We start from the raw sequence: 12,693 nt of genomic DNA, 5'->3' as shown, positions 1-12,693 counted from the left end.
ACTCCCATGCAGACAAGCGAGACCCCGAAGACGGACGATCGCCCGGAGACGGATCTCGCGCAGCGTTCCGGGGGCGGCGGCGTCACACCGCCGCCCTCGGCGTCGCAGCGCCGCCGATCCCGAGGACTCGGCTGGTCGGGCCGTCTGGAGGTCGCAATTCTGGCCGGGCCGGCGATGCTCGTCTTCATCGGGTTCGTCATCTTCCCCGTGATCATGGCGGCCTACTACGGCTTCTTCAACTGGCACGGCTACGGGCCGGCGACCGACTTCATCGGACTGAAGAACTACGTCACGATCCTCACCGACCCGGACTTCCAGGAAGCACTCGGTCACAACGCGTTCATCGTCGTCACGTCGATCCTCATCCAAGGACCGATCGCCCTGCTCCTGGCGCTCCTGCTGAACCGAAAGATGCGCGGGCAGTCCGTCATACGCGTGCTCATCTTCGTGCCCTACGTGATCGCGGAGGTCGTCGTGGGCACCGGCTTCAGCCTGCTGCTGGCGACCAACGGCGGCCTGAACGGTGTGCTGGAGAAGTGGGGGCTCTCGGGCTTGGCCCACGACTGGCTCTCCGATCCGAACATCGCGATCTGGACCCTCGTCGCGATCCTCACCTGGAAGTACGTCGGCTTCGCCGTCATCCTGTTCCTCGCGGGGCTCCAGGGCATCCCCGACGAGCTGTACGAGGCGGCCGCCATCGACGGCGCGACCTACTGGCAGATCCAGCGGCGCATCACGATCCCGCTGCTCGGGCCGACCCTGCGCATCTGGGCGTTCCTGTCGATCATCGGCGCACTGCAGCTCTTCGACCTGGTCTACATCATCTGGGGCCAGTACGTCGCTCCCGTCGCGGGCACCTCCACGATGGCGACATACATGGTGGCCAACGGCCGCAACGCCGGGAACTTCGGCTACGGCAATGCGGTCGCGGTCGTCATGTTCCTCATCTCCCTCGTCGTCGCCCTCGTCTACCAGCGCTTCGTGCTGCGCCGCGACACCGCCGGCGCGCTCACCGAAAGGAACCCCGAATGACCTCCGCCGCCGCACTGGCGACCCTGGAGTTGCCTCCGCCACGGCGCCAGCGCATGCGACGTGCGACGCCGGCCGTGTGGTTCGTCGCGCTCGTGGTCATCGCTTTGATGCTCGGGCCCGTCGTTTACATCATCCTCGGCGGATTCCGCACGAACTCCCAGATCACGACGGACCCCGGCGGCCTCCCCGACCCGTGGGTGTGGAAGAACTACATCGACGTGCTGACCGGCGGCGTGTTCTGGCAGCAGGTGCTCAACTCCGCTGTCGTCGCCATCGCCACGACGGCGGGCGTCATCGCGCTGGGCCTCATGGCGAGCTACGTGCTCGCACGATACCGGTTCCGGGGCCGGGGTGCGATGTACGCACTGTTCGCGGCGGGACTCATGTTCCCGATCACCGTCGCCATCACGCCCCTCTACATCGTCGTGCGCGACATGGGGCTCATCAATTCCCTCGGCGGCGTCATCCTGCCCCAGATCGCGTTCGCACTGCCGACGACGATCATCATCCTCGTGCCGTTCCTGCGTGCGATCCCCGATGAGATCGAGGAGGCAGCATTCATCGACGGCTGCAGTCGTCTGGGCTTCTTCTGGCGGATGGTGCTTCCACTGGCCGTCCCGGGAGTCATCACGGTGGGCATCCTCGCGTTCATCGGCAGCTGGAACAGCTATCTCCTGCCGCTCTTCCTTCTCAATGACAACGCGAACTTCACGCTCCCTCTCGGCGTGCAGGCGTTCTCTTCGCAGTACTCCGTCGACACCGCCAAGGTGCTGGCGTTCACCTCGCTGTCGATGATCCCCGCGCTGGCGTTCTTCAGCCTCTTCGAGCGGCGGATCGTCGGCGGCCTGACAGGAGCGGTCAAGGGATGAGCGACAACGGACTTCGCGCCGTCTCGGAGCGCGTGCTCGCGCTGCACGCGCAGATGACCCTCGACGAGAAGCTCGCACAGCTCGTCGGGTACTGGGTCGACCAGGGGGACGAGGTCGTCGCGCCGATGGCCGGCGAGATGATCACATCGACGCGGTACGAGGATGCCACCGCGAACGGCATCGGGCACCTCACCCGCGTCTACGGCACGCGGCCGGTGGACCCGGTCGCCCGCGCCGAGTGGCTCTGGGGGGAGCAGCGTCGACTGCGCGAGCAGACCCGCCTCGGGATCCCCGCGATCGTGCACGAGGAGTGCCTCACGGGGCTCGCCGCGTGGAAGGCGGCCACCTTCCCGACGCCGCTCGCCTGGGGCGCCGCCTTCGACCCCGAGCTCACCGAGCAGCTCGGGGCGGCGATCGGCCGCTCGATGGCCGAGCTCGGAATCCATCAGGGCCTCGCGCCGGTGCTCGACGTGATCATGGACCCGCGATGGGGTCGTGTCGACGAATGCATCTCGGAGGACCCGTACGTCGTCGGCACGATCGGCACCGCGTACGTCAAGGGACTGCAATCGGCCGGTGTCCACGCCACGCTGAAGCATTTCGCCGGCTACTCCGCGTCGCAGGCCGGCCGCAACCACGCCCCCGTGCACATGGGGCGCCGCCGGCTGCAGGACGTCATGCTCCCGCCGTTCGAGATGGCGGTCCGCGACGGCGGGGTGCGGTCTGTCATGAACTCGTACGCCGAGATCGACGGCGTTCCCGTCGCCTCGAGCCCCGAGCTTCTCACCGCGCTCCTGCGCGACGAGTGGGGATTCGACGGCACCGTCGTGGCCGACTACTTCTCGGTCGCTTTCCTCCACGCGCTGCACGGAGTCGCGGCCGATCTCGGCGAGGCGGCGCTGCTGGCGCTGCGGGCGGGGATCGACATCGAGCTGCCGACGGGCGACGCGTTCGTCGAGCCCCTGCGGTCGCTGCTCGACTCGAGCGCTCAGGGACGGGCCGATGTGGACCGCGCGGTGCTCCGCGTGCTCTCGCAGAAGGAGGAGCTGGGCCTGCTCGACGAGGACTTCTCGTCGCCGCCGACGCAGGTGGAGCTCGACGGCCTGGAGCTTCGCGACCTCGCGCGCAGGACGGCCGAGGAGTCGGTCGTCCTCCTCGGCAACGACGGCGTGCTTCCGCTGGCGGCGCCGCGCCGCATCGCACTGATCGGCCCCAACGCCGACGCCGCGGAGTCGCTCATGGGCTGCTACTCGTTCGCCAACCATGTGCTGGCGCACCACCCCGGCACGCCCTTGGGCTTCGAGATCCCGACGGTCGCGGAGTCGCTGCGCGCGGAGTTCCGTGACGCGGACATCGTGCTCGAGCGGGGCTGCGACGTCGAAGGCGATGATGAGCGCGGCATCGAGGCCGCCGCCCGCGCGGCGGCTGACGCCGAGGTCGCGGTCGTGGTCGTGGGCGATCGCGCCGGTCTGTTCGGACGGGGCACGGTCGGCGAGGGCAACGACGTGGACGATCTGGAGCTTCCCGGTGTGCAGCGCCGGCTCGTCGAGGCCGTGGTCGCCACGGGCACCCCGACCGTCGTGGTGATCGTCTCGGGACGCCCGTACGCGATCGGATGGATGCTCGACGGCCGCACCGCTGCCGCAGCGGTGCTGCAGGCGTTCTTCCCCGGAGAGGAGGGCGGTCCCGCGATCGCGCGGATCGTCTCCGGCGCCGCCGAGCCGTCCGGCCGGCTGCCTGTCTCGCTGCCCCGGTCCGCAGGAGCGCAGCCGTACACGTATCTGCACCCCAGGCTGGGGGGTCCGACCGACATCACGAGCGCCGACAACACCCCGGCGAGGCCGTTCGGCTTCGGGCTGACATACACCTCGTTCACCCGAGAGGACCTCACGGCTTCGGATGCCGCCACCGACGGCACGATCACCGCGCAGGTGCGGCTGTCGAACGTGGGCGATCGCGCAGGCACCGATGTCGTGCAGCTCTACGCCCGGGACATCGTCGGCTCGGTCACCCGCCCCGTCGCACAGCTGCTGGCCTACCAGCGGGTCTCCCTGGCCCCCGGCGAGTCGGCGACCGTCACGTTCTCGGTGCCGACCTCGCGGCTGGCGTTCACCGGACGGGACGGCCGCCGGATCGTCGAGCCCGGTGCCGTCGACCTGTGGGTCGGAGGATCGTGCGCCGAACGCGACACCGAGACCCGGATCGAGCTCGTCGGACCCGTGCACGCGATGACGGCCGATGCGCCTCGAATGGCGACGGCTGCGGTCGCGGCCCTGGTCCCCGACCCCCGTTGAAAGAAGTGCCCCGAGTGCGTGCAGCACTCGGGGCACTTCGTCTGGGTTGACGTCCGCAATCCGCCCCCGCTCGACAGGTCAACCGGCCCTCCACAGGACGAAACCTCGCACTTCGCTCCTGCAGAACCCCGGTTGACCTGTTGAAGCACGCAGGGAGGAGGACGGATGCCGCGACCCGCCGCGCAGGTTCGGCCTCAGAGGCTCCGCCATGCCTCGGCGGGTGTCAACGGCACGAGCGCAGGACGCTCGACCGTGGAGCGCAGGGACTCGCGCACACCCGAGGCCGCGGACGCGGCGAGCGCCGTCATGATCTCGAGCACGTGAAGGGCCATCGCCCCGCTCGCACGGCCCTCGCCCGCGACCAGGTCCAGCAGCCCGATGCCGCGCCCGGAGTCGGCGTACCCGGCGGACGGCTCGAGCGTCTCCCACGAACCGCCGCGCGGGTGCAGCTGCACGTCGCCGGCGAAGTTGTTCGGGTCGGGCACGAGGAGCGACCCGTCGACGCCGTGCACCTCGATGGGCGCCGCCGTCGAGCGGACGCCGTCGAAGCTCATCGTGACGGTCGAGATCGCACCCGAGGCGTGATGGAGGATGCCGGTGAGATGCGTGTCGACCTCGACCGGAATGCTCTCCCCCGCACGCGGGCCCGAGCCGATCACGCGCTCGTCCCGCGAGCGCGAGGCGGCACCCGACACCGCGGTCACCGGTCCGAGCAGCTGCACGAGCGACGTCACGTAGTACGGCCCCATGTCCAGCAGCGGCCCGCCGCCTTCGCGATAGTAGAAGTCGGGCTGCGGATGCCACGACTCGTGGCCCGCCGAGACCCACATCGCCGACGCCGACACGGGCCGGCCGATGCGCCCGCCGTCGATCGCGGCCCGCGCGGTCTGCACGCCGGTGCCGAGCACCGTGTCGGGCGCGCCTCCGACGCGGACGCCCGCGGCGGCCGCGGCATCCGTGATCCGCGCAGCGTCCGCGAAGGTCGCCGCGAGCGGCTTCTCGCCGTACACGTCCTTGCCGTGCGCGATGGCGGCGAGCGCGACCTCGGCGTGCGCGGCGGGGATCGTGAGGTTGAGGACGGCACGGATGCTGCGATCCTCGAGCAGCTCGGCGGTCGTGAGCGCGCGGCAGCCGGGGATCCCCTCCGCCACGGCCGCGGCCCGTGCCGTGTCGAGGTCGGCCACGGCAGCGATGCGCACGCTCGATGCCGGAAGCAGGGTGTCGAGGTACTGGCGGGAGATGACGCCGAGCCCGACGACCCCGATGTCGGTCACCGCGCGGCCCACAGCATCCCCCGTTCGATGATGGTGCGGACGTTCGCGTCCTGCAGCACGTCGAGGCTGTGCCCCGGCGTCGAGACGAAGACCCGGCCCTGCCCCCAGTCCCGCGTCCACACCGCGGGCGAGGTGATCGGGCGGTGCCACGGGTGGTACGGCTGCACCGGGTGCGTCGTCGTCGCCAGCACATCGATGAGGTCGTCGTGCAGCACCCAGTACTGCTCGGTGGTGAGCGCGAAGTCGTCGATGCCGGCCGTGATGTCATGCGTGCGGCCGAGGTCGGTGATCTCGACGGTGTGGTCGAGGTAGTTGTCGGTCTGGTCGCCGTGCACCTCGTCGGGGCGCTTCGACGGGTGCGTCGCGAACTGGCCGCCCACGAGCTGCAGGTAGTCGGAGCTCGCACGGAACGAGTCGGCGATGCCGCCGTGCCAGCCGGCGAGGCCGGTGCCCGCGGCGACGGCGTCGCGGAGGCCCCGGATCGCCTCGTGCGACGCCTGCGACATCGTCATGGACTGCAGCACGAGGTCGGTGGCGGCCATGCGGTCGGCGTCGGCGTAGACCTGGGGGTCGTCTTCGACGGTCACGTCGAAGCCGCTGGAGCGGAGGAACGGCAGGAAGAGGTCGGTCGCCTCGATCGGATGGTGGCCTTCCCATCCGCCGCGGACGACGAGGGCGGTGCGGGTCATGCGGTAGTCCCTTCGGGGTCGACGCCGGCGGATGCCACCGGCGTGAGGATGCTGTCGCGCGCGGCGCTCTGCTCGACGGCGGCGAGCACCCGCTGGACCTGGGTGGCGTCGGCGAAGCTCGGCGACACGGGGATCTCGCCGGCGACCGCGCGCACGAAGTCGACGACCTGGTGCGCGAACAGGTGCTCGTAGCCGAGTCCGTGCCCGGCGGGCCACCACGCTCCGGCATACGGATGCTGCGCCTCGGTCACCTGCACGCGCCGGAAGCCCTGCGCGGCATCGGCAGCGGCGTCGTACACCTCGAGCTCGTTCATGCGCTCGAAGTCGAACGCGATCGCGCCGCGGTCGCCGTTGATCTCGACGCGGTTGGCGTTGCGGCGGCCGGTCGCCATCCTCGTGGCCTCGAAGACGCCGAGCGCACCGCCGTCGAAGCGCGCGGTGAACGCCGCGGCGTCGTCGACGGTCACCGGCAGCCGGTCGGACGTGTCGGCCGCGACACCGCCGAGCCCCTCGACCGCCGAGCGCCGGGGCCGAGACGTGACGAACGTGCGCATCGTGGCCGACACCGCCTCGATGTGCTGACCGGCGAGCCATTGCGCGGTGTCGATGCTGTGCGCGCCGATGTCGCCGAGGGCGCCGGAGCCCGCGCGATCCCGGTCGAGCCGCCAGGTGTGGGGCGAGTCGGGGTCGCTCAGCCAGTCCTGCAGATACTGCGCGCGCACGTGCCGGATCTCGCCGATGCGCCCCTCCTCGATGAGCCGGCGGGCGAGCGCGAGCGCCGGTGTGCGGCGGTAGCTGAAGCCGCACATCGCGACCGTGCCGGACTGAGCAGATGCCGCGGCCGCGGCATCCGTCATCTCCTGCGCTTCGGCGACCGAGTTCGCGAGGGGCTTCTCGCACAGGACGTGCTTGCCGGCGGCGAGGGCGGCGAGCGCGATCTCGGCGTGGGTGTCGCCGGGGGTGCAGATGTCGATCGCGTCGATGTCGTCGCTCTCGACGGCTTCGCGCCAGTCGACGCCGTGTTCGGGCCACTCCCAGCGCGCGGCGGCCTCGGCCGTGGCGTCGGCGCGATGGCCGACGAGCAGCGCCGGCCGCGGCGCGAGCGGAAGGTCGAAGAAGTGCGGCGCGGTGCGCCAGGCCTGCGTGTGCATCCGGCCCATGAAGCCGGTGCCGATCAGCGCGATCCGCAGCGGAGATGTCGTCGTCGTCATCGTTGTGGCCCTTTCCGGAACCGACGATGCCATCGGCGCTGGCATCGGTCGAGGATCTTGCGCAAAACTGGTCGGGTGCCTGCCCGAGTGACTCTCGACGATGTCGCGGCCGAGGCCGGGGTGAGCGTCGGCACGGCGTCGAGGGCGTTGTCGGGCCGCGGCGACCTCGCGCCCGCCACGCGGCGCCGTGTGCTGGCCGCGGCGCGTGTGCTGGGGTACACCCGCGATCCCGCGGCCGGTGGGCGCCCCGCCGGCGCCGCGCGCCTCCTCGACCTCGTGCTGGGCTCGTATCACAACGCCTACTCCGACGAGGTGACCGCCGGCGCGCGCAGCGCCGCCGCCGCCGCGGGCTATGACCTCGTGCTCACCGAGGAACGCGACACCCCCGACGATGACTGGCCGATGCGCATCCGCCGACGCGGCTCGGCGGGTGTCGTGCTCGGGCTCATCTCGCCGACGGCATCGCAACTGGCCGCGATCACCGATGCGGAGATCCCGGTCGTGCTGATGGATCCGCAGGCCGAGACCTCCCGCGGGCTCACCAGCGTGCGCACGACGGACCGCGACGGCGCGTTCGCGGCGGCGACCCACCTCGCCGAGCGCGGCGCGACGAGGTTCGCGATCGTGCTCGGCTCGCCGCCGTACCGGTACGGCCGCGCGCGGAACGCGGGCTTCCGCGAGGGGCTGCGCCTGGCCGCCCCCGACGCCGACCTCGTCGCGGTGCAGGCGGACTGGGGCGGCGCGGCGGCGCGCGAGGCGGCACTCCCCCTGTTGCACGGCCTGCATGCCGGCGAACGGCTGGGCGTCTTCGCCTGCACCGACGAAATGGCGGCCGGCGTGTACGCCGCGGCCGCGGCGACCGGGCGCCGCATCCCCGACGACGTCCTCGTCGTGGGTTTCGACGACCTGCGCGGGGCGCGGTGGCTGACACCGCCCCTCACGACGGTGCGTCAGCCGATCCGCGAGATGGCCGCGGCCGCCGTGACCGCCCTCGCCCAGGCTGCGGCCGGCGCTCCCCTGCCGCCGTCGCCGATCGTCCTGCCCACGCAGCTCATCGAGCGCGGCTCGACCTGACGATCCGGACGGACCGGTGGCCGCGGCATCCGAACCGGACGAAACGTCGCATGTCGGCGCACGGGGCACGCGAGTAGCGTGGGACCAGTCTGACGGAAGGCTCCACATGTCGATCACGACCGAATCCCAGGCCCGCACCAACCGCCCCGCGAGGAGTGAAGCGGAGCTGCAGCAGATGGCCAAGGACCACCTGTGGATGCACTTCGCCCGCCAGTCGGTGATGACCGACGGACCGGGGGTCCCGATCATCGTCAAGGGCGAAGGCCACCACATCTGGGACTCGCGGGGCAAGCAGTACATCGACGGCCTCGCCGGCCTGTTCGTCGTCGCCGCGGGCCACGGCCGCAAGCGCCTCGCCGAGGTCGCAGCGAAGCAGGCCGAGCAGCTCGCCTTCTTCCCGATCTGGTCGTACGCGCACCCCGCCGCGATCGAGCTCGCCGACCGCCTCGCCGACTACGCGCCCGGCGACCTCAACAAGGTGTTCTTCTCCACCGGCGGCGGCGAGGCCGTCGAGACCGCGTTCAAGCTCGCCAAGTACTACTGGAAGATCCAGGGTCAGCCGACCAAGCACAAGGTGATCTCGCGCTCGGTGGCCTATCACGGCACGCCCCAGGGTGCGCTCGCGATCACCGGCATCCCGGCCATGAAGTCGATGTTCGAGCCGGTGACCCCGGGCGGCTTCCGCGTGCCCAACACCAACTTCTACCGAGCCGACGACATGGGTGCGCCGTCCGGCAGCCTCGAGGAGTTCGGCGTCTGGGCCGCCGACCGCATCGAGGAGATGATCCTCTTCGAAGGGCCCGACACCGTCGCCGCCGTCTTCCTCGAGCCCGTGCAGAACTCCGGCGGCTGCTTCCCGCCGCCTCCCGGATACTTCCAGCGGGTGCGCCAGATCTGCGACAAGTACGACGTGCTGCTCGTGTCGGACGAGGTGATCTGCGCCTTCGGCCGCATCGGCCACATGTTCGCGTGCGACGCCTACGGCTACGTCCCCGACATGATCACGTGCGCCAAGGCCATGACCAGCGGCTACTCGCCGATCGGCGCCACCATCGTGAGCGACAGGATCTACGAGCCGTTCGCCCACGGCGACCGCGCGTTCTACCACGGCTACACCTTCGGAGGTCACCCGGTCTCGGCCGCCGTCGCGCTCGAGAACCTCGACATCTTCGAGGAGGAGGGCCTCAACGAGCACGTGCGCGAGAACTCGCCGCTGTTCCGCTCGACCCTCGAGAAGCTCACCGATCTGCCGATCGTCGGCGATGTGCGCGGCGACGGGTACTTCTTCGGCATCGAGCTGGTGAAGGACAAGGCGACGAAGGAGACCTTCGACGACGACGAGTCCGAGCGGCTGCTGCGCGGGTTCCTGTCGAAGGCGCTGTTCGACGCCGGGCTCTACTGCCGCGCCGACGACCGCGGCGACCCGGTCATCCAGCTCGCCCCGCCCCTGACGATCGGGCCGAAGGAGTTCGACGAGATCGAGCAGATCCTCCGCAGCGTCCTCACAGAGGCGTGGACGCGACTCTGACGACGGGGGCTATGGTAGGCGCGTGGGCACGATCTACTACGGCGGCGGCGCGATGCCGATCCACATCGAGGACCGCGCACTCGCGCACCTGAAGGTCGTGATCGCGACAAAGCTCCGGCGCGATGAGAGCTTCACGGTGTCGTGGAGGCATCCCGACGACCAGCCGCGCGGTCGCAGCACGATCTGGATCCACCCGTCGATCCCGCTGCGATTCGTCTTCGACGACCCCGAGCCCACCGAGCTCAGTCGAGCCTGGATCGAGGAGCTCGCGAACTCGGCCAGCTCGACCGGTGGCATCATGCTCGTCGCCGAGCACTTCGACACCGGCCCGGTCGACGTGCTGCAGGGTGCGGAAGGCGCCCCCGACGTGACGCTCGGCAACGTGGACGTCGATCACCTCGACGTCGAGCGCCTCACCGTCGGCGGCACGGAAGTGACCCCCGACGACGCCGACGACCCAGACGGGGACGGGTAGGGCTCAGCCCTCCGCCGGCGGTGTCTCGTCCTCCGCGGGCTCTGGCAGGATCGTGAGGCCTGACGGCCCACTCGCCGCAAGCATCAGCTGCTCGATCCAGGTGCGGTTGATGCGCGGCTGACGGCTGCCGAAGAAGTGGAACTGGATCGGCACCGAAGGGTGGATCCAGAAGCTTCTCCGGCCGCTGCCGTCACCGATCTCGACGTCGAACATGAACGGCTCGGAGCGGCGCAGCTTGTTCATCATCACGATGCGAAGATGCGCCAGCGTTCGGTCGTCGATGTCGACCGAGTTGGCGTTGGTGTCGTAGATGAACCGGCCCATGCCAGGAGCCTAGTGCCGGATCACCGCGGCGCGATGCCCGATCAGCGCGGCGCGAATGCCGCCGCGAACAGCCCTCGCGCCCGGCGCGCGACAGCCGGCCGCAGCGCGGGATCGGCGCGGGCGAGCTCGGTCGCCAGCATCCCGGTCGCAAGGGTCACGTCCTCGGTCTCGATATGCGATCCGATGCGCCCGGTGGCCCGGTCACGCGCGACGAGACGCTCCACGAGCGCCTGGAATCGCGCACCCAGCGACGCGACCCGGCGGTCGGAGAGATCTGCGGTGATCAGCTCGATGAACGCCGTCGACACGACCGCCTGATCGACCACGCGATCGAGCAGATCGTCGATCGTTCGATCGGGCGGCGCGGTGTACTCCTCGAGGTCGCGCACGTTGTCCTCGAAGACGGCGACGGCGAGGGCGGTGCGGTCGGGGAAATGACGGTACAGGCTTCCTTGCCCGACTCCGGCGCGCTTGGCGACGGCACTGAAGGGGGCTTGAAGCCCTCCTTCGGCGTAGACCTCGCGGGCAGCAGCGATCAACGCCTTGCGGTTGTCGGCGGCTGCGGCGGGGCCTCGGTTCTGGCGAGGGAGCGCACGGGGGGATGCGGTGCTCGGCACGGGTGTAGCCTAGTACCGGACACAGTTGTCCGGTAGGAGCCGCCCCGAAGGATCCTCATCCCCGGACCCGCAGCCCCGCTGAACTGCATGAAGAAGGGACAGAACATGAGCACCATCACCGCTCCCCTGACCGGAGCATCCACCATCCAGACCTGGCTCGACGACCCCGCCGGCGGCGCCGCACTGCGGGGCCTGCTCGCCCAGGGCGGCCAGACCGCGGAGGCTCTCGCACCCATCGCCGGCCTCCCGATCAGCAACCTCGTCGCGATGAGCGGCGGTGCCTTCCCGCAGGCCGCCCTCGACGCGCTCGTCGCGCAGGTCAACCCCGACGGCGTCCCCGCGGAATCCGACGCCGCCGCCGAGACCCCGAAGTCCGAGTGGGCCGAGAAGGTCACCGCCGGCCGCTTCACCGGCCAGACGGTCATCGTCACCGGCGCCGGCTCCGGCATCGGCCGCGCCACCGCATCGCGCGTCGCGCGCGAGGGCGGTCGCGTGATCGCCGTCGACGTCAGCCAGGATCGTCTCGACGAGTTCGTCGCGGCGCACACCGGTGCCGACGTCGTGGCCCTCACGGCCGACATCACCGACGACGAGGGCGTGGCCCGCATCATCGAGGCGGCCGGCGACCGGATCGACGCCCTCGCGAACATCGCCGGCATCATGGACGACATGACCCCGGTCGGCGACGTCACCGACGCGGTCTGGGATCGCGTCTTCCGCGTGAACGTCACGGGCACGATGAAGCTGATGCGCGCAGTCATCCCGGCCATGCTCGCGCAGGGCGGCGGCTCGATCGTGAACACCTCGTCCGAGGCATCCCTTCGCGGTTCCTCCGCCGGTGCCGCCTACACCGCGTCGAAGCACGCGGTCGTGGGCCTCACCAAGTCGAGCGCATTCATGTACGGCCCGAGCGGCATCCGCGTGAACGCGGTCGCGCCCGGTGCGGTGATCACCAACATCGAGGCGAAGTTCAACTCGCCGCTCGGCGCCGACCGCGTGCGCGCCGGCATGGCGGTCATGACGCCGCCCGTCGCCGCCGACCGCCTCGCCGCATCGATCACGTTCCTGCTGAGCGATGACGGCGTCAACGTCAACGGCCAGAACCTCGCGAGCGACGGCGGCTGGTCGGCCGCCTGACCCGACCCGCGACGCCCTGGCGGACACGACCCTCCGGTCCGCCAGGGCGTCGCTGCGTCGCCCCAGGCACTCCTTCGAGTCGCCGACACCCGTACCCGACGGCCCGTGTTCTCTGGCGAGTCGCCGGAGCGGTGCCACCGACGCCACGATCCGCAGCGAAGCGCCAGAG

General features: G+C 70.6%; 11 protein-coding genes and 1 pseudogene. 7 read left to right on the top strand and 5 right to left on the bottom strand.

Features of this window, described 5'->3' with window-relative positions; genetic code table 11:
* The first annotated feature begins 6 nt into the window (after window positions 1-6).
* The 3 genes from J2Y46_RS06795 to J2Y46_RS06785 are packed head-to-tail and all read left to right on the top strand — an operon-like array spanning window position 7 to window position 4,195.
* Window positions 7-1,032: a sugar ABC transporter permease gene (locus J2Y46_RS06795; RefSeq protein WP_310241226.1), complete on the top strand. Its 1,026-nt coding sequence runs from the start codon at window positions 7-9 to the stop codon at window positions 1,030-1,032.
* A gap of 53 nt (window positions 1,033-1,085) precedes the next feature.
* Entirely contained in the window at window positions 1,086-1,901 is an 816-nt protein-coding gene (locus J2Y46_RS06790) for a carbohydrate ABC transporter permease (RefSeq protein ID WP_310242321.1), read from the top strand.
* A complete protein-coding gene (locus J2Y46_RS06785; RefSeq protein ID WP_310241224.1) occupies window positions 1,898-4,195 on the top strand; it encodes a glycoside hydrolase family 3 N-terminal domain-containing protein in 2,298 nt (765 codons plus the stop codon). Before J2Y46_RS06790 ends, J2Y46_RS06785 begins: the two co-directional genes overlap by 4 nt.
* Before the next feature lie 194 nt (window positions 4,196-4,389).
* On the opposite strand, the gene J2Y46_RS06780 is transcribed toward J2Y46_RS06785, so the two are convergent.
* Genes J2Y46_RS06780 through J2Y46_RS06770 form a run of 3 tightly spaced genes read right to left on the bottom strand, consistent with a single transcriptional unit; the run spans window position 4,390 to window position 7,369 of the window.
* Window positions 4,390-5,469, bottom strand: a complete 1,080-nt coding sequence (locus J2Y46_RS06780) for a Gfo/Idh/MocA family oxidoreductase (RefSeq protein ID WP_310241222.1) — start codon at window positions 5,467-5,469, stop codon at window positions 4,390-4,392.
* The gene (locus J2Y46_RS06775) at window positions 5,466-6,158 is read right to left on the bottom strand and encodes a ThuA domain-containing protein (RefSeq protein WP_045301313.1); all 693 of its coding nucleotides are present in this window, start codon (window positions 6,156-6,158) and stop codon (window positions 5,466-5,468) included. Before J2Y46_RS06775 ends, J2Y46_RS06780 begins: the two co-directional genes overlap by 4 nt.
* Complete coding sequence (locus J2Y46_RS06770; protein ID WP_045301311.1) at window positions 6,155-7,369, bottom strand: Gfo/Idh/MocA family protein; 1,215 nt, start codon at window positions 7,367-7,369, stop codon at window positions 6,155-6,157. Before J2Y46_RS06770 ends, J2Y46_RS06775 begins: the two co-directional genes overlap by 4 nt.
* A gap of 75 nt (window positions 7,370-7,444) precedes the next feature.
* Between J2Y46_RS06770 and J2Y46_RS06765 the strand changes: the two genes are divergently transcribed.
* The 3 genes and pseudogenes from J2Y46_RS06765 to J2Y46_RS06755 all read left to right on the top strand — a co-directional run.
* Window positions 7,445-8,443 carry a LacI family DNA-binding transcriptional regulator gene (locus J2Y46_RS06765; protein WP_310241221.1) on the top strand — a complete coding sequence of 333 codons (999 nt, stop codon included), beginning with the start codon at window positions 7,445-7,447 and terminating at the stop codon, window positions 8,441-8,443.
* Window positions 8,444-8,549: 106 nt separating this feature from the next.
* Window positions 8,550-9,971 (top strand): aspartate aminotransferase family protein, encoded by a 1,422-nt coding sequence (locus J2Y46_RS06760; protein WP_045301306.1) that lies wholly within the window; start codon window positions 8,550-8,552, stop codon window positions 9,969-9,971.
* Between the two features lie 22 nt (window positions 9,972-9,993).
* Window positions 9,994-10,302: pseudogene (locus J2Y46_RS06755) on the top strand (hypothetical protein); the annotation flags it as partial.
* Window positions 10,303-10,449: 147 nt separating this feature from the next.
* On the opposite strand, the gene J2Y46_RS06750 reads toward J2Y46_RS06755, so the two are convergent.
* Entirely contained in the window at window positions 10,450-10,770 is a 321-nt protein-coding gene (locus J2Y46_RS06750; protein WP_045301304.1) for a hypothetical protein, read from the bottom strand.
* A gap of 41 nt (window positions 10,771-10,811) precedes the next feature.
* Window positions 10,812-11,387, bottom strand: coding sequence for a helix-turn-helix domain-containing protein (locus J2Y46_RS06745; protein WP_310241219.1), 576 nt, complete (start codon window positions 11,385-11,387; stop codon window positions 10,812-10,814).
* A gap of 105 nt (window positions 11,388-11,492) precedes the next feature.
* Between J2Y46_RS06745 and J2Y46_RS06740 the strand changes: the two genes are divergently transcribed.
* A complete protein-coding gene (locus tag J2Y46_RS06740; RefSeq protein ID WP_045301649.1) occupies window positions 11,493-12,524 on the top strand; it encodes an SDR family NAD(P)-dependent oxidoreductase in 1,032 nt (343 codons plus the stop codon).
* The last annotated feature ends 169 nt before the right edge of the window (window positions 12,525-12,693 follow it).

The sequence above is a fragment of the Microbacterium sp. BE35 genome, assembly GCF_031457705.1.
In the GTDB taxonomy this organism is placed as follows: domain Bacteria; phylum Actinomycetota; class Actinomycetes; order Actinomycetales; family Microbacteriaceae; genus Microbacterium; species Microbacterium trichothecenolyticum.
Note: the sequence above shows the minus strand (reverse complement) of the source record. Positions and strands in the feature narration are given on the sequence as shown.